The sequence below is a fragment of the Promicromonospora sp. NPDC060271 genome (assembly GCF_042726755.1).
Classification (GTDB): domain Bacteria; phylum Actinomycetota; class Actinomycetes; order Actinomycetales; family Cellulomonadaceae; genus Promicromonospora.
This window is the reverse complement of record NZ_JBHXBG010000003.1, coordinates 26,290-43,985: the sequence shown is the minus strand read 5'-3', so window position 1 is coordinate 43,985 and position 17,696 is coordinate 26,290. Positions and strand designations below refer to the sequence as shown.

At 72.2% G+C, this 17,696-nt stretch carries 13 protein-coding genes; 8 read left to right on the top strand and 5 right to left on the bottom strand.

Going from position 1 to position 17,696, the window contains the following annotated elements:
- Nucleotides 1-4: 4 nt before the first annotated feature.
- The 5 genes from ACFWE2_RS00935 (at nt 5) to ACFWE2_RS00915 (ending at nt 7,949) form a co-directional block, all read left to right on the top strand.
- Nucleotides 5-1,060: a lipid II:glycine glycyltransferase FemX gene (locus tag ACFWE2_RS00935; protein ID WP_377222321.1), complete on the top strand. Its 1,056-nt coding sequence runs from the start codon at nt 5-7 to the stop codon at nt 1,058-1,060.
- A 261-nt stretch (nt 1,061-1,321) separates the two neighbouring features.
- Nucleotides 1,322-2,572, top strand: a complete 1,251-nt coding sequence (locus tag ACFWE2_RS00930; protein WP_377222320.1) for a thiolase family protein — start codon at nt 1,322-1,324, stop codon at nt 2,570-2,572.
- 3 nt (nt 2,573-2,575) lie between these two features.
- On the top strand, nt 2,576-4,717 hold the full coding sequence (locus ACFWE2_RS00925) for a 3-hydroxyacyl-CoA dehydrogenase NAD-binding domain-containing protein (RefSeq protein WP_377222319.1): 2,142 nt from the start codon (nt 2,576-2,578) through the stop codon (nt 4,715-4,717).
- Between the two features lie 79 nt (nt 4,718-4,796).
- Nucleotides 4,797-6,563, top strand: coding sequence for an NAD-binding protein (locus ACFWE2_RS00920; protein ID WP_377222318.1), 1,767 nt, complete (start codon nt 4,797-4,799; stop codon nt 6,561-6,563).
- A 99-nt stretch (nt 6,564-6,662) separates the two neighbouring features.
- Nucleotides 6,663-7,949 (top strand): APC family permease, encoded by a 1,287-nt coding sequence (locus ACFWE2_RS00915; protein WP_377222317.1) that lies wholly within the window; start codon nt 6,663-6,665, stop codon nt 7,947-7,949.
- Here ACFWE2_RS00915 and ACFWE2_RS00910 read toward each other — a convergent pair.
- Nucleotides 7,906-9,333: a PLP-dependent aminotransferase family protein gene (locus ACFWE2_RS00910; RefSeq protein WP_377222316.1), complete on the bottom strand. Its 1,428-nt coding sequence runs from the start codon at nt 9,331-9,333 to the stop codon at nt 7,906-7,908. The two genes, ACFWE2_RS00915 and ACFWE2_RS00910, sit on opposite strands and share 44 nt — an antisense overlap.
- A gap of 114 nt (nt 9,334-9,447) precedes the next feature.
- Here ACFWE2_RS00910 and ACFWE2_RS00905 point away from each other — a divergent pair, with 114 nt between their 5' ends.
- Both ACFWE2_RS00905 and ACFWE2_RS00900 read left to right on the top strand, forming a co-directional pair.
- On the top strand, nt 9,448-10,998 hold the full coding sequence (locus tag ACFWE2_RS00905; RefSeq protein ID WP_377222315.1) for a hypothetical protein: 1,551 nt from the start codon (nt 9,448-9,450) through the stop codon (nt 10,996-10,998).
- A 70-nt stretch (nt 10,999-11,068) separates the two neighbouring features.
- Nucleotides 11,069-11,701: a metallophosphoesterase gene (locus tag ACFWE2_RS00900; protein ID WP_377222314.1), complete on the top strand. Its 633-nt coding sequence runs from the start codon at nt 11,069-11,071 to the stop codon at nt 11,699-11,701.
- Between the two features lie 184 nt (nt 11,702-11,885).
- Here the strand turns inward: ACFWE2_RS00900 and ACFWE2_RS00895 are convergent, their stop codons facing one another.
- Nucleotides 11,886-12,116: an excisionase family DNA-binding protein gene (locus ACFWE2_RS00895; protein ID WP_377222313.1), complete on the bottom strand. Its 231-nt coding sequence runs from the start codon at nt 12,114-12,116 to the stop codon at nt 11,886-11,888.
- 542 nt (nt 12,117-12,658) lie between these two features.
- Here ACFWE2_RS00895 and ACFWE2_RS00890 point away from each other — a divergent pair.
- Entirely contained in the window at nt 12,659-13,405 is a 747-nt protein-coding gene (locus ACFWE2_RS00890; protein WP_377222312.1) for a class I SAM-dependent methyltransferase, read from the top strand.
- Between the two features lie 40 nt (nt 13,406-13,445).
- On the opposite strand, the gene ACFWE2_RS00885 is transcribed toward ACFWE2_RS00890, so the two are convergent.
- The 3 genes from ACFWE2_RS00885 to ACFWE2_RS00875 form a co-directional block, all read right to left on the bottom strand.
- On the bottom strand, nt 13,446-14,201 hold the full coding sequence (locus ACFWE2_RS00885; protein ID WP_377222311.1) for a metallophosphoesterase family protein: 756 nt from the start codon (nt 14,199-14,201) through the stop codon (nt 13,446-13,448).
- 30 nt (nt 14,202-14,231) lie between these two features.
- Complete coding sequence (locus ACFWE2_RS00880) at nt 14,232-15,059, bottom strand: hypothetical protein (RefSeq protein ID WP_377222310.1); 828 nt, start codon at nt 15,057-15,059, stop codon at nt 14,232-14,234.
- Nucleotides 15,060-15,157: 98 nt separating this feature from the next.
- The gene (locus ACFWE2_RS00875; protein WP_377222354.1) at nt 15,158-17,689 is read right to left on the bottom strand and encodes a tetratricopeptide repeat protein; all 2,532 of its coding nucleotides are present in this window, start codon (nt 17,687-17,689) and stop codon (nt 15,158-15,160) included.
- Nucleotides 17,690-17,696: the final 7 nt, after the last annotated feature.

Sequence of the window (17,696 nt, the reverse complement as noted above, 5' to 3'; positions counted from 1 at the left end):
CCCCATGCCAGCCCTGTCGGAGCCCATCACGCTCGCCGTCGACCTCGTCACCGACCCTTCGACCTGGGACCGGGAGGTGCTGGCGCTGGGCGGACATCCGCTCCAGCTCTGGGGATGGGGTGAGGTGAAGGCGGCCGGAAACTGGCGCGCGCACCGGCTCCGGGTGACCGAGGACGGTACGACGGTCGGCCTGGCACAGCTGCTCGTGCGGCCGCTGCCCGCCCAGTTCAAGGCCCTGTCGTACGTGCCGCGCGGGCCGGTCGTCGCGCACCACGACGGCGAGACGGCGCAGGCGGTCTTCGGTGTCGGCGACACCGCGACCCGCAACGCCGTGACCAACACGGTGGTCCAGTGGGCGCGCGAGAACGTGGGCGGCGTCGGCATCACCATCGAGCCGGACTGGCCGGCGGGTACGCAGCTCGACCTGGCGGGACGGCGGCAGGCGTCGAACCACATCCTGATCCCGAGCACGCTGATCCTCGACCTCACCCGGCCTGCCGACGAGCTGCTCGGCGACATGCGCAAGTCCACGCGGTACGAGATCCGCAAGGGCGCCCGCCTGGGCCTCGACATCCGCCGGGTGACGGAGGACGCGGAGGTGCTGCGCGTGCTCGACGTCTACAAGGAGACCGCAGAGCGTGCGGGCTTCGCGATCCACTCCGACGAGTACTACCTCGACATCAACCGGTCGCTCGGCGACAAGTCGGTGCTGGTGGCCACCTACGTGGACGACGTGCCTGCGTGCTTCGCGTGGTGCGTCAATTCCGCGAGCACCTCGTTCCTGCTGTACGGCGGCGGCACCGACGCCGGCCGCAAGGCCACGGCCACCGCGCCGACCTACTGGCGCACCATCGAGATCGCCCGCGAGCAGGGCCTCGTGCGGTACGACATGAACGGTCTGCTCAACGACGGCATCAGCGACTTCAAGAAGAGCTTCGCCAAGCACACCGACGAGCTGGTCGGCTCGATCGACGTCGCGTTCTCGCGCTGGTACACCACCTGGAACAGCGCCCTGCCGACGGCGAAGAAGGTCGTCCGCAAGCTCCGCGGCAACGGCTGACCCCGCCCGGCCGCTCGGGAGCCGTGCCCGCGCGGACCGAGTGATTGTGCCCGCCGCCACCGGTGGTTGCGGGCACAATCGCTCGGTCCGCGTGGGCTTTCGCGCGCCCCCACATCAGCCGCGAGACTCGGTTTCACTTCTCGCCGAACCGGGTCTCACTTCGTGCGTGCTTTTTACCGGTACTCGCGGTAGCGTGTATCTCGATCCAGCGGCGTCGCTCACCGGACGTCGCCGTCCCGAAAACCCCCAGGAGTTCTGCTGATGACCGCAGCCCCGGAAACACCGCGTGCCCGCCGCGGCGTACGCGACGTCGTCTTCGTCGACGGCGCCCGCACACCCTTCGGCAAGGCCAAGCCCGACGGCATGTACGCGCAGACGCGTGCAGACGACCTGATCGTGAAGGTCGTGCGCGAGCTGCTGCGACGCCACCCTGAGCTCCCCCCGGAGCGCATCGACGAGGTCGCAATCGCCGCCACCACGCAGCAGGGCGACCAGGGGCTCACGCTCGGCCGCACCGTCGGCATGCTCGCCGGTCTCCCCCAGTCCGTGCCGGGCTACGCCATCGACCGCATGTGCGCCGGCGCCATGACGGCCGCCACCACCACGGCGGCGGGCATCGCCATGGGCGCCGCCGACGTCGTCATCGCGGGCGGCGTCGAGCACATGGGCCGCCACCCGATGGGCTTCGACGCCGACGTCAACCCCCGGTTCGTGGCCGAGAAGCTCGTGGACCCGCAGTCGCTCAACATGGGCGTCACGGCCGAGAACCTGCACGACAAGTTCCCGCAGCTCACCAAGGAGCGCGCCGACCGGTTCGCCGTCGAGTCGCAGGCCAAGTACGCCAAGGCCCTGGCCAACGGGAACATCGACCCGGACCTGGTGCCCGTGGCGATCCGGTCGGCCGAGCTGGGCTGGGGCCTGGCCACCACCGACGAGCTGCCGCGCCCGGAGACCACCTTCGAGTCCATCCAGGGCCTCAAGACGCCGTTCCGCCCCGGCGGCCGGGTCACCCCGGCGACGTCGTCCCCGCTGACCGACGGCGCCACCGCCGCCATCCTCGCCTCGGGCGACGCCGCCGCCGAGCTGGGCCTGCCCGCGAAGATGCGCCTGGTGTCGTACGGCTACGCCGGCGTGCCGCCGGAGATCATGGGCTACGGTCCGGTGCCGTCGACGGACAAGGCGCTCAAGGCCGCAGGCCTGACCATCGACGACATCGGCCTGTTCGAGCTCAACGAGGCGTTCGCGGTACAGGTGCTCTCCTTCCTGGACCACTACGGCATCGCCGACGACGACCCCCGCGTCAACCAGTACGGCGGCGCGCTGGCCATGGGCCACCCCCTGGCCAGCTCCGGCGTCCGCCTGATGACGCAGCTCGCCCGCCAGTTCGAGCAGCACCCCGAGGTCCGGTACGGCCTCACCGCCATGTGCGTGGGTCTCGGCCAGGGCGGCAGCGTCATCTGGGAGAACCCCCACCACGCCGACTACTCCGGCCACACGGACGAGGAGAACTGACCAGTGCCCGAGACCCCCACCGCTCCCACCGAGCGCGTCACCCACTCGCTCGTCCGCGACGTGACCCTGCCCGGCGGCGCCGGCGTCCTCGCGCTGGTCACGCTCGACAACGGCCTGGACCACACCAAGCCGAACACGCTCGGGCCTGGCGGCATGGCCGAGCTGAAGGCGGCCCTCGAGGTCGTCCGCGGCCGCGCCGAGGCCGGCGAGATCGCGGCCGTCGGCGTGACCGGCAAGCCGTACTTCCTCGCCGCCGGCGCCGACCTCAAGGGTGTCACCACCCTGAACGGCCACGACGAGGCCCTCGAGCTGGGCCGCATGGGCCACGCCGCGTACACGATCCTCGGCGACCTGCGCGAGGCCACCGGCGTGCCGACCTTCGCGTTCGTCAACGGCCTCGCCCTGGGTGGCGGCCTCGAGGTCGCGCTGAACTGCGACTACCGCACGGTGGCCTCCGACGCGGCCGCGCTCGGCCTGCCCGAGACCGGTATCGGCCTGGTGCCCGGCTGGGGCGGCGCCTACCTCGTACCCCGCCTGGTCGGCGTCGAGAAGGCCGTCGAGGTCATCCTCACGCGGCCGGCGGCGAACAAGCCGTACAAGCCGGCCGAGGCGCTCGAGATCGGCCTGGTCGACGCGCTCTTCGAGGCGGCCGACTTCCTGGAGCAGTCCATCATCTGGGCCGCCAAGGTCGTCACCGGTGAGATCGAGGTGCCCCGCCGCGAGCTCGACCCGCAGCCCGTGTGGGACGTCGTCGTAGCGACCGCCAAGGCCCAGCTCGACGCCGTCGTCGGCACCTCGCGTCCCGCGCCGCACCGTGCGCTGGAGCTGATCGCCGGAGCGCGGAACGCCACCAAGGCCGACGCGTTCGCGGCAGAGGACCAGGCGCTGGCCGACCTGATCATGTCGGACGAGATGCGCGCCAGCATCTACGCGTTCAACCTCGTGGGCGGCGGCAAGAAGCCCCAGGGCGCCCCTGACCCCAAGCTGGCCCGGCCGGTGACCAAGGTCGGCGTCGTCGGTGCCGGTCTGATGGCCGCCCAGATGGCGTTCCTCTTCGCCCAGCGCCTCGGCGTTCCGGTGGTCATGCGCGACCTGGACCAGGAGCGGGTGGACAAGGGTCTGTCCTTCGTCCGCGAGACGGCGGAGAAGCTCGCCGGCCGCGGGCGCCTGTCCCCCGACGCCGCGCAGCGCATCGTCGCCTCGGTGTCCGGCACGACCGACATCGGCGAGTTCGCCTCGTGCGACTTCGTGATCGAGGCCGTCACCGAGGTGATGGGCCTCAAGAAGAAGGTGTTCGCCGAGCTGGAGGGCATCATCTCCCCCGAGACGGTGCTGGCGACCAACACCTCCGCGCTGTCCGTCACCGAGATGGCTGCGGACCTGCGCCACCCCGAGCGCGTGGTCGGCATCCACTTCTTCAACCCGGTGGCCCAGATGCCGCTGGTCGAGGTGATCAACGCCGACAGGACGTCCGACGAGGCCCTGGCCACGGCGTTCGCCATCACCAAGAAGCTCCGCAAGACGGCGATCATGTCGGCCGACCGTCCGGGCTTCATCGTCAACCGCCTCCTGCTGCTCGTGATGGGCCAGGTCGTGGACGCGATCGAGGGCGGAACCCCCGTCGAGCTCGCGGACCGCGCGCTCGCCCCCCTCGGGTTCCCGATGCCGACGTTCGAGCTGACCGACCTGGTCGGCCCCGCCGTCGCGCAGCACGTGCTCACGTCGCTGCGGGAGAACCTCGGCGACCGGATCCCCGCCTCGCAGGGCCTGGCCAAGATCGTCGAGGACGGTACGCGGGTGGTGCTGGACGGCCCCAAGGGCCTGCCCAAGCCGGTCAACCCGGCCATCCAGGAGTACTTCGGCGAGGCGCTGACGCCGGGCGAGCCCGGCCGGCACGGCCAGAGCGTGCTCGACGCCGACGGCGTGCTCGACCAGGTGCTGACGGCGCTGACCACCGAGATCGGCCTGATGCTGGACGAGGGCGTGGTGCCGGGCCCGCAGCAGATCGACCTCGCGATGATCCTCGGCGCCGGCTGGGGCTTCCACACGGGCGGCATCACGCCGTACCTGGACCGCACCGGCTACAGCGAGAAGGTCCTGGGCAAGCGGTTCCTGCCCGACGGCGTGGCGAACGTCCCCGCCTAAGAACGGCATCCCGGGCCCTCCGCCGACGGCGCACACTTTCGTGCGTCGTTGTCGGAGGGCCCCGCTACGCTCTGCGACCATGACAGACGTCGGACCGGGAACGCACGCGCACTACGTGGTGGTCGGCGACGGTCCGCTCGCGTTTCGCCTGACCAGGGCGCTCAGCACGCGTTACAGGGGCACGGTGTCGGTGATCCTGCCGGACCGTACGACCCGGTACGCCCAGGAGATGGCGTCCCTCGACAAGGTGGTCCTCGTGGAGGCCGACCGCGTCGACGAGAAGGTCCTGACGGCGGCCGGGGCCGACCGCGCGAGCGCCGCCGCGCTCGTGGACCAGGACGACGGCGGCAACGTCGCGTGCGCCCTCCTGCTCCGCGAGGCCTGGCCCGCGCTGCACGTGGTGGTCCGGATCTTCGACGAGTCGCTCGGGCGGCACCTGCAGCGCGACCGCTGCACGGTGCTCTCGGCGTCCGCGTTCGCTGCGCCCGAGATCGTCGCCGCGGCGCTGCGCCGCCTCGTCCGCCTCCCGGTGCAGCACCGCCGGCTCGTCGCCGTGACGGACGAGGAGACGTCCCTGCCCACCCGCATGGTCCTGTTCGCGACCGACGAGGACGGCACCGTCACGGCGCTCCCGAACGACGAGGAGCTGGCCGGGCTCACCCCCAAGGTGCTGCTGGCGGACGCCGCCGAGCACGACGTCCTGCCCGAGCTGAAGGCCGACCTCGAACCGGACGAGGACGAGGTGGACCCGCACCGGCGGCGCCGGGTCGGCGAGTACCTGCGCACCCTGGCGATCACGTCGGGCTGGAACCTGCTCCTCGCCGCGGGGGTGCTCCTCGTCGTCGTGCTCCTGGGTGCGATGACCATGCAGCTCGCGACCGGCTCGTCCTTCTTCGGCGCGCTGTACGAGGCGGTGCTGCCCGCCCTGGCGGGCAGTGACCCCGACCACGACGCCAACCCGGTCGTCAAGGCCACCCAGGTGGTCCTGACGATCGTGAGCGTCGCCGTCATCCCCTGGGTCACCGGTGTGGTGGTCGACGGCGTCGTGCGCACGCAGCGCCTGCTCGACGCCGGTTCCCCGCTGCACGCGATGTCGGAGCACGTGGTCGTCGTCGGGCTCGGTGACCTCGGCACGCGCATCGTCAGGTCCCTGGACCGCCGTGGCGTGCCGGTGGTCGCCGTCGACATCGACGAGTCGGCGCGCGGTATCGCGGTGGCACGCGCAAGGGACGTCCCCGTGGTGATCGGCGACGCCCGCAGGGCGGCGACCCTGCGGGCCGCCTACGTCGACACCGCCCAGGCGATAGTGGTGGTCACGAGCGGCGGCGCGACGACGATCGGCATCGGCTTCGCCGCACGCTCCATCCCTCGGCCGGAGGACGCGCCGCCGCTGCGCACCGTCCTGCGCGTGTACGACAAGGACCTGTCGCGGCGCATCCGCCGCGAGATCCCCGACTCCGTGGGTCTCAGCTCCTCGTTCCTCGCCGCGCCATGGTTCGCCGCGTCGATGATCGGCCAGGAGGTCAAGGCGACCATCCCGTACCGCGACCGTGTGCTGGTGCTCGCCGAGATCGTGATCATGGAGGGCAGCCGGCTCGCGCGCATGCATCCCGACGACGTCGATCTCGACGGCGAGGAGGAGGACGCCGAGGGCGTCGTACGGAGCCGCCTGCTCGCGATCCGCACGAAGCAGCAGGCCAGCGGGGGTGGCGGCCGCATGATCGAGCCGTCGGAGGGGTGGTACCTGCACGCCGACGACACCCTGGTCGTCATCGCGACCACCGCGGGCCTGCGTCGCCTGCGCGACCTGGCGACCGCACCGCAGCTCCCGGTGCGCACGGCGTGAGCCGCGCAGCGTGAGCCGAACGCCACAGCCGCGACTGGCCTGAATGATCGGTCGAGAACCGGCCCGCTCGCCGGTCCACCTGGCGCATAGCCTCGGGCCATGCAGAACGGACTCAGCGTCCCCCAGGGCGCCGCACTCACCCTCGGCGCGATGCTCGGCACCGGCGTCATCTCCCTGCCCGCCCTGGCCGCGGGCGTGGCCGGCCCGGCTTCCCTGGTCGCGTGGGCGGCCCTCGTGCTCCTGTCCATCCCGCTCGCCACGACCTTCGCCGCGCTCGGCGCGCGCCACCCCGACGGCGGCGGCGTGGCCACCTATGCCCGCCTCGCGTTCGGCGAGCGGGCGTCCACCATGGTCGGCTGGGCGTTCTACGCGACGATCCCCGTCGGCGCGCCCGCCGCGGCGGGCTTCGCTGGCGCCTATGTCGCCGACGCCACCGGCGGCGGCACGGGGACCGCGCTGGTCACGACGGTGGCCATCATCGCGGTGTGCGCGGTGATGAACTGGTTCGACCTGCGGGTGTCCGGCACGGCGCAGCTCGTCATCGCGGGGGCTGTCGCGCTCCTGCTGGCCGTCGCGGTGGTCGTCGCCCTGCCGCACGCACAGCTCGCGCACCTCACGCCGTTCGCACCGCACGGCTGGGGCGCCGTCGGCTCCGCCGCGGCCCTGCTGGTCTGGGCGTTCGCGGGCTGGGAGATCCTCGGCTCGTTGTCCGCCGAGTACCGCAACCCGGCCAGGGACATCCCGCGGGCCACCGCCATCGCGGTGGCGGCGGTGGCGGTGCTGTACCTGGGTGTCGCGTTCGCGACCGTGGCGGTGCTCGGGCCGACCCCCGGTCCCGCACCGCTCTCGGACCTCCTGGTGCTCGGGTTCGGCGAGGGCGCCCGGCCCGTCACCACCGTGCTGGCCGTGCTGCTGACCGTCGGGGCCATCAACGTCTACTTCGCCGGCGGCAGCCGGATGGGCGCGGCGCTGGCCCGCGACGGCGCGCTGCCCGCATGGCTCGCGTCCGCGCCGGGCCGCACGCCCCGCCGCTCCCTCGCGCTCATCACGGCGGTCGCCCTCGGCACGACGGCGCTGCTCGCCGTCCTGCAGCAGTCCACGGACGCGATCCTCCTCATGGCGACCGCCACGTTCTCCCTGCTCTACGTCGTGGGCACCGCCGCGGCGCTGCGGCTCCTGCCGCGCCGAGGAGCGGCCTGGTGGTGCGCGGCGGTGTCGCTGGTGGCCGCACTCGGGCTCCTCGTGATGACGGGACCGCACATGACCGGCCCGGTGCTCGCCGCACTGGGTGGGCTGGCCTGGGCGACGTGGCGCCGGCGGCGGGCGCGCGCCGCGGCGGCCGTCACGCCAGCAGCTGCTCCAGAACCCGAATACCTGGCCGGATAGTGCCCGTGACCGCGCCGCCGATCCCGAGCACCACCCCGTCGCGGTGGGGACCGACCGCGTAGGCGGCGAGGGAGTCCAGGGCGACCGACCGGCGTCGGGCACGGGCCACGAGCTCCTGGGAGCCCAGCGGAGCGTCGGCGGACAGGTGGGCGGCGACGTGCAGGCCCGCCGCCGACGGCACCGGCTCGACGGGCAGGCCCGCCAGCGCGTCCAGCAGGATCTCGTGCCGCTCGGTGTAGCGCGCGGAGGCCTTCCGGACGTGCCGGGCGAGCAGCCCGTCGTCGATGAAGCGCGCGAGCGCCGCCTGCACGTGCACGGCGCCGTGGCCGTCGGTGAGCTGCCGGGCCGCGAGCAGCGCATCCCGCAGCGACGGCGGCGCCACCAGGTAGCCGACGCGCAGGCCCGGCAGCAGCGACTTCGAGAAGGTGCCGACGTAGACGACGCGCCCGTCGCGGTCGAGGGCCTGCAACGACTCCAGCGGACGGCGGGCGCGGCGGAACTCGCTGTCGTAGTCGTCCTCGATCACTGCCGTCCCGTGGCGCGCCGCGTGCGCCAGCAGGGCCCGCCGCCGGGCCAGCGACAGCGGCATCCCGAGGGGGAACTGGTGCGAGGGGGTGGTGTAGACCAGGCGGGCCTGCGGCGGGATGTCGTCGACGACCAGCCCCTCGGGGTCGACCGGCACCGGCACCACCCGGGCGCCGTGCAGCGCGAAGAGCTCACGCGCCTCGGGGTAGCCGGGGTCCTCCATGGCGACGACGTCCCCCGGTTCGAGCAGCACGCGCGCCACGAGGTCGAGGGCCTGCTGGGCGCCGGTCGTCGCGATGATGTCGTCGGGCTCCGCGTGGACTCCCCGCGAGCCGGCCACGTACCGGGCGACCGCCTCCCGGAACCGGGGCAGGCCGGCCGGGGCGGAGTAGGCGCCCGCGACCGGTCCACCGGACCGTGACTCGGCCGCGAGGAGGCGACGCCAGGTGTCGAACGGGAAGAGGCTCGCGTCGGGGATGCCGACCCGGAAGTCGTGCGCGGGGACCGCAGCGGAGCCGCTCGTGGCGTGCGGGGCCCAGCGCCAGCCCGCCCGGGGGCGCAGGGCACCTGCCGCGCGGTGCCGCGCACGTGGGTTGTCGCCCGCCGCGGCGGTCGCGAACGTGCCCGACCCAGGCCGCGTCTCCAGGAACCCCTCCGCCACGAGCCGCTCGTAGGCCTCCGCGACGCTCGCGCGCGAGACGCCGAGGTCCCTGGCCAGGTCGCGGGTCGAGGGCAGCCGCTGCTCCGCGGGAATCCGGCCGGTGGTCAGCGCCGCGTGCAGCGCCCGGTAGATCGCATCGGTGCGACCGGTGCGCTGGCTCAGATCGACGGCGAGGTCCACCCGCCGATCATCGCCCATCGCAGCGGACCTGACCGCCGATCATCACGGTTCGGACTCGTCGGGGCAGTTCACCCGGCCCCACCGCCCCTTTTCGCCAATTCGGGACAGACGAGGCACCTAGCATCGCGGCTCATGAGCACTGAACCCGCGCCGACGGCGATCCTCCCCGAGGAGCCTGCCGCAGCGCCCACCGACGCCACGGGCGAGGCTCCGGAGCCGCCCGCGACACCCCAGGACGCCGACGGCGCCCCTCGCCCGTCGGCCCGTCCCCTGACCGCCGCCCTGCTCAACCTGAGCGGGCTCGGTCTCGGCTACCTGCACCTGCGCGCATGGCTCCGCCTGGTCGTGGCGCTGGCCGCGACCGGAGGCCTGGCCTGGGTCGCGCTGCCGATCGGACGCGAGCCGATCGCCGTATGGTGGGCCCTCGGCTACCTCGGCGCGCTCGGCCTGTTCGCGCTGGACGCCGCACTCCTCGCCCGGCGCCGGGCGCGCCGCGAGACGCCGCGGCGCACCGTCTGGACGCCCCGTGCTGCCGGCCGTATCGCGTGGGCGACGCTCGCGGTCGTGCCCCTCCTCGGCACCGCGTACGTGGTGACGCAGCACGAGGTGCTGGAGCAGCACCTCGCGTACGACCTGGCCCAGGCGGAGGAGAGCCTGGACTCCGCGGGCACGGCCTTCGGCGCGTTCCGGAAGACCTACGACGCCGCGTACACGACGTACGTGGAGACGGCAGAGGAACACCCGGGCACGCGGGCCGCCGATCGGGTCCCCGGGCTGATCGACGACCTGTACGCGCAGGCGAAGGGCGAGCGGGAGTGCAACGCGCTCACCGCGGTGCGGCACTTCGCCCTGCCGGACACGCCCGGCCCGCTCCGGGCGGTCGCACAGGGTGAGCTGTCCGGCGCGCTGCACGACTGCGGCATGGAGTTCGTCGAGGAAGGTGAGCTCTCCGCCGCGGAGCGGCCGCTGGCCGAGCTGATGACCGACCATGCGTCCAGCGATCCGGCAGCGGCCCTGCCCGACGACCTGGCCGCGTGGCGAGACGGCCTGATCGAGCGGCTGGCGAGCAAGAAGGGCTGCACCGGGACCGCCACGGTGACGGACTCGACGAGCTTCCTGGCCGGCTTCGACTCCGGCAAGATCAGCGAGCTTGCCGACAAGGCCAGGGCCGAGGTGCCGGCCGGGCTGCTCAAGTGCGCGGTGCGACAGTTCAAGGCCGAGGACCTCCTCGACGCGCAAGCCAACCTGGACGCCGTCCTCGACGCGTATCCCAGGGCGAAGGAGGCGGGGTACGCCGGACGTCTCCAGATCGCCACGGGCATCGCGCTGCGGGACCCGAAGGCGGGTGTGAAGCTGCCGCCGCTCAAGGAGCCCGAGGGAACCGTCACCCTGACGGTCCACAACTACAGCCCGAACAAGGTCGAGATGGTCTACACCGGGCCGGCCACCGGCGTCATCACCCTCGACGCGTGCGACGACTGCACGTACTACGCGAAGGGCGACCGGCCGGAGTGCGTCGGCTACTCGCTCACGGTCCCGAGCGAGACCGTGACCATCCCGGCGGGCGACTACATCACGGCCACTCGGCACGACGGCGTCATCTACGACTGGGAGGACGGGAACCTCGGCAGGGAGAGCTTCACCGTCGACGGCGGGTTCTGCACGTGGAGCAGCAAACGCTGAGCAGGAGAAAGCCCCGTGCCGCCGAATTCCCTTCCTCGGCGGCACGGGAGGCTGTTGAATACGTTCCGACATGACCACGTACTTCACGTCCGACCAGCACTTCGGACACCTGAACATCATCCGGTTCTGCGACCGCCCGTTTCCCGGCGTCGGCGCGATGAACTCCCGGCTCGTCCAGCTCTGGAACGAAACGGTCACCGACGACGACACCGTGTGGGTGCTCGGCGACGTCGCCCTCGGTGCGCTCGACGAGTCGCTCGCCCACATCGGCCGGCTGGCGGGGCGCAAGCTCCTGGTGCCCGGGAACCACGACCGCTGCTGGGAGGGTGACCGCGCCCTGCGCAAGGGCGACCCGGAGGCACGCGAACGGCGTCGGGCCAAGGAGAGGCAGCGGTACCTGGACGCGGGCTTCGCCGAGATCCACGACCGGCCCGAGCTGGTCGTCGTGGGCGGGCACGACGTCGTGCTGTCGCACTTCCCGTACGAGGGCGACTCGCACGGCGAGGACCGGTTCGTCGAGTACCGGCCGGTGGACCACGGCGCCTGGGTGGTGCACGGCCACGTGCACGGCACCTGGCGCCGGCGCGGCAGGCAGATCAACGTCGGCGTCGACGCGTGGGGCGGGCGTCCGGTGTCCGCCGAGACCGTCGCCGGCCTGCTGGCCGAGGGCTCGGACGACCTGGAGCCGCTGAGCTGGGTGTGACGCCTGGGCGTCACACCGGGCTCGGTACGACCCGAGCCGGAACGACGAGAGCCAGCACGACAAGAGCGCACGTTCTGAAGGTGAGGAACGTGCGCTCAGGCGTCGGGGTGCGCGGCGTCGCCGGTGTGCGGGACGCACGCGCTGCGTCAGCGGAAGCGCCAGGGCGCCGACCGCCGCGCGGGGGTCATGCGGATACGAGGGACTCCGAGTCGCGGTGCTCGCGGTCCGACTTGTAGGACGCAATCTCCGCTGCGTTGAACATCAGGTCGCTGCCGACCATGTGGTAGTTGATCTCACCTGCCTCGAGAAGGTCGATGACGTGCAGCTTCGACACTCCCAGCAGACGCGCGGCCTCGAGCGTCGTCAGATCCTGGTGCGGTCGGTTGACTTCTGCTTCCAATGTGATCTCGTTCACATCGCTAGTCTTGCGCGCCCAGGTGGCCGGAGTCCAGTCGAATCGGTGCGAGTTGCGAAATCCGGCAATGATTCTTTTCTCCGTACGGTCTCGCGCAGAGGGAAACCAGCACCACACAATGGTTTGGACAAATCCGGCAATCTACATTTTCCAGCGATCAGATCCGCGCCATTCCAGCGCTGGCGGCAAAGCGGGTCGCGACAGATTCACAATCGTCGCGGGTAACAGATTTTCACCCGCCGGCTAACCAGGGTTAGAAGGCGCTCATACCGGCCCGTCCGATGAAAATTCTGTGGTCACTTTGTGGCCGTCAACAGGCGCTGGACGTTGCAAATACTGGGATCTGCCGAGATCCGAGAGATCGCACCAATAAGGTCGCGCCTCCGGGCTAGCAATTCTCGGACCTGACGTGGCAGGATCCCACCATCCCCCCTCGGAACGGATCGTGCCCGATCCAGATGGCGATTCCCGGACGCCTCTGAATTGTCGGCGCCATCCGTCATGCGCGTGCCCATTTTTGCGACGAACGTCCAGGAGCCCCTGTGCCCGCCGAACCGATTGTGCTCACCACGCACGAGGCCCACGTCTCGGCGAAGAACGAGGTGGTCTACGAGATCAGCGTCTCCCACTACCAGGAGCGCGCCGAGGAGCGGTACGCAGGCAACGACCAGTGGCTCAAGCCGATCATCTCCGCGCTCGGCTTCGCGCCCGGCGCACGCGCCGTCGACGTCGGGTGCGCCGTCGGGACCAACTCTCTCTACCTCGCCAACCAGGGTTACTCGGTCACGGGCATCGACTCCAGCCCGCTGATGATCAGTGCCGCCCGCGCCGCCGCCAGGAACAGCGGGCTCACCAACAGGCCCAGGTTCGTCCGCCAGGACTTCTGCACCTGGGTCCCCGTCGAGGAGCACGAGCGCCTGTTCGACCTGGTGCTGGCGACCGCCTTCGTCCATCTCTTCCCTGCCCCGCTCGACCGGGACATCACCGACGCGCTGCTGTCGCACGTGGCACCCGGCGGCGCGGCGATCATCTCGACCACCGTCGAGCCGCTCCACTCCCAGGCGCTGCGGTCCAAGCACGACGACGACGATCCGGGCCCCGGACCTGGTCAGCCCCTGAGCCAGGTGCGCTGGCGGAACAACTACACCAGGGAGACGTTCAGGAACCTGGTCGAGCGGGTCGCCGCGAGCCGGTTCGGCCCGACATTCACGATGGCCGAGCATACGTCGCTCGACCCGGCACGATCGCAGAAGCAGTGGTCGGACATCGTGGTGACGCGCCCCTTCTGAGCGACGGGACGCAGCGGACGCGTGACACGGCCGACCGACGTCACGACCGGGGCTGCGCCCGGCTTCCCCGGTAGACGGCAGTGCGGAGCTCGGAAGCGTACGGCGCGAGGGCCGGCATGCCGAGGCGTGCGGCGGCGGCGATCTCGGCCTCGATGTCGTACGGCACCCGGACGAGCTGTAGCCCGAACGGCGCCTGGTTCGGCTCGTCGACGACCCCCTCCAGGATCGCGTAGCTCGGAACCGGCTCGTCCAGCGGGTTGCCGACGCTCCCGACATTGAACAGGGTGCGCCCTCGCTCCACCTCGACGAAGGCGCCGTGGATGTCGCCGTAACCGACCATGGACGGCGCCGGGCCGTCCCCGGTCATCGCCGTGTTGGCGAACATCCCCGCGAACTCCTCCGCCGTGTGCTTGGCACGCACGCGCACGTGCGGGCTGGTCGCCGACGCGTGGAACAGCCTGATGTGCCGCCCGCTGACCAGCAGGTCGTGGCTCAGCGGCAGTGCCCTCAGCCAGTCGCGCTGGTCCTGGCGCAGCTCGTCGCGCCACCAGACCATCTCCGGTTGCGAGTCGTCGTCCCACACCGGCAGGAAGTCGTCCCAGTTGCCCCGGACGGTGACCTCGCATGCCTTCTCGCAGCGGTCCACGACCTCACGGCCACGCGGGCCCTTGCCGACGACGTCACCGAGGTTGATGATCCGCTCGATCCCGCGGGACTCGACGTCGGCGAGCACTGCCTCCAGTGCGGTGAGGTTGCCGTGGACGTCACTGATCAGGGCGATCTTCTCCAGGGGCACACGTCGGATGGTGCCACAGATCCGGTGATCTCAGGCGGTCTCGAGCTGATATCCGAGCAGCCGGTCCATCTCGCGCAGGACGTGGGAGACATAGGGCTGGTTGCCCCCAGAACCGTTGAACCCCGACGCGACGAGCCGGATCCAAGCAGGCCGCCGGCGGAAGACGTGGAACTCCATGTAGCCCCTCGGCTGATCGGACCAGGGGTCGACGATCGTGGCGCTGTGCTGGACCCAGGCGCGGTAGGTGTGCACGTGCACCGTTCCCGCCGACCCGTCGCCCTCGCTCCGGTCGACCAGCGACAGGAGGGTCGCGTGCGCCCGCTCCACACGTGCGACGAACGCGTACTCGTCGTAGAACTCGTTCATCAGCTCACGTAGCCGGCGCTGCGCGCGCAACCACTGCGGGTCCACCATGACGAAATCGACCCGCACACCACGCGCTACCGCTTCCATGATCTGGTCCAGGTCCGCCGTGACCCCGGTCAGCCCGACACCGAAGCACACCACCCGCTTTGTGGCGGAACCCCACATCGCCAGGACGTCCGCCTCCCGGCTGTGGTCGCCACCTACCGCTTCGATGCCACGCATCCGGTGTCGCTCCTCCTGCAGACGCCGCGACGACTCGATCAGCTCACGGTAGATCCACAGCGGTGCGACGACGATCACGACCGCCGTCATGCAGTAGACGACGACCTGCGCGGCCCGTTCGGGTACGACGTCCGGCACGAAGGTCAGCACCAGGTTCGAGGCGACGCCGAGGGCCACCACGACGAGACCACCCCGCGACCAGCGCTCGTTCTCCCTCGTGGCGTGGTTGTCGGGGCGGGCACCACGTCCGCCTCGTGCCCAACGCTGCATGCCGACCAACCCCAGGCGTCGCCGCGCACCTCCCGGCCCCGCACGGCGCCGGCACTGGGCAAGATTTTAGCAAAGTCTAGCCAAATTCGGACATATAACTACATGTCCCCGATCGGCAGCGACTCGCCCAGCTCCTCGGCCTCGCTCCGGGCCTCCCGCGCCTCGGCGAACCGCTCCTGGTCGTGCAGCGCGAGCGCCAGCACGCGCAGCGCCGCCGCGAGGCTCGGCCGGTACCTCGGCGTGTTCTCCGCGACGAGGTCCCGCAGGAGCGCCACCGCCTCGCTCGCGGGTGCCAGCGCCTCGTCACCAAGCTTGAGGACGGCGAAGATCGAGCTCAGGTTGGTCAGCGACCGCGCCAGCCTGGGACGGTAGCGGTGCGGGTCGGTGCCGACCAGCACACGCCACGTCCTTGTCGCCTCGCGCTCCGCGTTGAGCGCGTCCTGCGGACGGTCCAGCCTCGAGTAGGTGACGCCGAGGGCGGACAGCGCCTCCGCGAGCTCCGGCACGTACCGGCCGGGGTTGTCGGCCGCGAGCCGCCGCTGCACCCCTACCGCCTCCTGCTGCAGCTCAAGGCCCTCGGCCCGCCTGCCGAGGCCCGACAGCTGCGTGCCCAGCGCCCGGAGCGAGTGCGCGAGATCCGCGAGGTAGCGTCCCGGGTTCTCCTCGGCGGTCCGGCGCCGGATCGCCACCGCCTCCTCGAGGTACCGCAGCGACTCCACGCCCCGGCCCTGGTTCATGAGCACGCTGCCCATGACCTCGAGCGAGTCGCCGAGGCCCGACAGGTGCTCGTCGGGATCGGCGTGGGCGAGGCGCCGGCGGATCTCCAGGGACTCCTCGGCGGCCGGCAGCGCCTCCGCACCCCTGTCGAGCTCCAGCAGCCGACGGGCCACGTTCATCAGGGACAGGGCCAGCGCGCGCGTGAACCGGTCGGGGTTGCGGCCGGCGAGCCCGCGCCAGAGCTGCACCGCCTCGCGGCTCGGCGCGAGCGCGGACAGGGGCTGCCCCAGCTCCGCCAACGTGACGGCGAGGTTGGACACCGCCGTCGTCAGGTCGAGCGTGACCACGCCGGGGTGGTCGGCGTCGACGTGCCGGAGCAGGCCGACCGCCTCCTCCTCGCACCGCAGCGCGTCCTGCGGCCGCCCCTGGTCGGACAGGGTCGCGCCGAGGTTCGCGAGCACGGCGGCCAGGCGCGGCCGGAACCGGTGCGGGTCCTGCTCCACGAGGCCACGGAACAGGGCGACGGCCTGCCGCTCGTACCGCTCGGCGTCGGCGGACCGGCCCACCTCGCCGAGCGCCACCCCGACGTCCCGCAGGGCCTCGGCGCGGCGCGCCCGGTCGCCGTCGGGGGTGGCGGCGAGCGTACGCAGCGTGAGCTCGGCACGCAGCTCGCCCAGCGCGAGCGACGGGTGCGGGAGCACTCCGGAGACGGTGCGCAGCAGGTGACCGTCCTCCGGCAGCGCGGCGACGGTCGCCCCGAGCTGGTCGAGCGCGTCGCTCAGGCCCGCGGACCGCCTGTCGAGCCGCTCCACGGCCAGGTCGGCGGCGCGCAGGACGGCCCGCCTGACCGACGGCGCCGCCGCTCCCGTCAGGCACGCCCCGAGCAGCCCCGGCGTGTCGGTGAGCTCGGCCAGCAGGTGCGGGTCGACCAGCCGGCGGGGCAGCGCCCGCTGCGGGTCCAGCCGCACGAGCCACCGCGCGATCTCGGCCTCCGCGCCCGGCCGCACCCCCGGCACGACGTCCGCCACGCGCCGCACGAGGTTCTCCGCGGCGTCAGCGGTGCGCACGCCCGTGAGCGTCGCCGCGGCGACGAGGGAGTCGATGGCCTCGGGCAGGAACCCTGCCTCGCCCAGCAGGCCCGCGTCCTCGGCCGAGCGGAACCAGGTCCAGCGCTCGTGCTCGAGCAGCTCGTCGAGGGCGTCGGACACGTCGACCGGGAGCGCGCCCCGTGACCCGCGCACCTGCGTCCGCATGACGGCGCAGAGCGCGGCCGCGTGCAGGTCGAGCATGCGGGCACCACCGGGCACCGACCCGACGGCCACCCGGGGCACTGGGACCCCGAGGGCCCGCGCGTACGGCTCGACGAACGCCGTGACGAGCCGGGCGTCCACCTGCCCGGGGAGCACGCGGGCGTCCAGGTCGTCACCGGCGCGTGCCGGCTCGAGCAGCGCCCGGACCGCCAGGCCCGTCGCGGCCAGCCGGTTGAACCACGGGCCGACGCCACGCGCGACCAGCAGGATCCGCAGCGCGCCGTTGCGGCCCCCCGCGGCCGTGCGCAGAAGCTCCGCGAGCGCCGGCCCGCGCGTCTCGGCGTCGTCGAGCACCAGGAGCGCGGGGGCGCCGTCGGGGACGGCGGGCAGGGCAGCGGGTTCGGCGCCGTCCGGCACGTCGAGGCAGGTCCAGCCGGCGTGCGCCATCCGGTGTGCCGCCTCGCGGGCGAGGCGGGTCTTTCCGACGCCGCGCGGGCCGGTGACGAGCTGGACCGCTGTCTCTTCCGGGCCCGTGCACCAGTCGAGGAGGGCCGCGAGCTCGGCGGTCCGCCCCACGAACGGCACCGTGCGCCGGGCCGGCGCGAGCAGCCTTCCGGGCGACAGGAAGGACGTGACCGTCGCGTCTGGTGGTGACGTCAGCATGGACACG

Bases quoted from the DNA above. Each gene is read 5' to 3' on its own strand.
- ACFWE2_RS00900 (WP_377222314.1), top strand. From the start codon at position 11,069: ATGACCACGTACTTCACGTCCGACCAGCACTTCGGACACCTGAACATC.
- ACFWE2_RS00880 (WP_377222310.1), bottom strand. From the start codon at position 15,059: ATGCAGCGTTGGGCACGAGGCGGACGTGGTGCCCGCCCCGACAACCAC.
- ACFWE2_RS00875 (WP_377222354.1), bottom strand. From the start codon at position 17,689: ATGCTGACGTCACCACCAGACGCGACGGTCACGTCCTTCCTGTCGCCC.
- ACFWE2_RS00910 (WP_377222316.1), bottom strand. From the start codon at position 9,333: ATGGGCGATGATCGGCGGGTGGACCTCGCCGTCGATCTGAGCCAGCGC.
- ACFWE2_RS00905 (WP_377222315.1), top strand. From the start codon at position 9,448: ATGAGCACTGAACCCGCGCCGACGGCGATCCTCCCCGAGGAGCCTGCC.
- ACFWE2_RS00935 (WP_377222321.1), top strand. From the start codon at position 5: ATGCCAGCCCTGTCGGAGCCCATCACGCTCGCCGTCGACCTCGTCACC.
- ACFWE2_RS00915 (WP_377222317.1), top strand. From the start codon at position 6,663: ATGCAGAACGGACTCAGCGTCCCCCAGGGCGCCGCACTCACCCTCGGC.
- ACFWE2_RS00920 (WP_377222318.1), top strand. From the start codon at position 4,797: ATGACAGACGTCGGACCGGGAACGCACGCGCACTACGTGGTGGTCGGC.
- ACFWE2_RS00930 (WP_377222320.1), top strand. From the start codon at position 1,322: ATGACCGCAGCCCCGGAAACACCGCGTGCCCGCCGCGGCGTACGCGAC.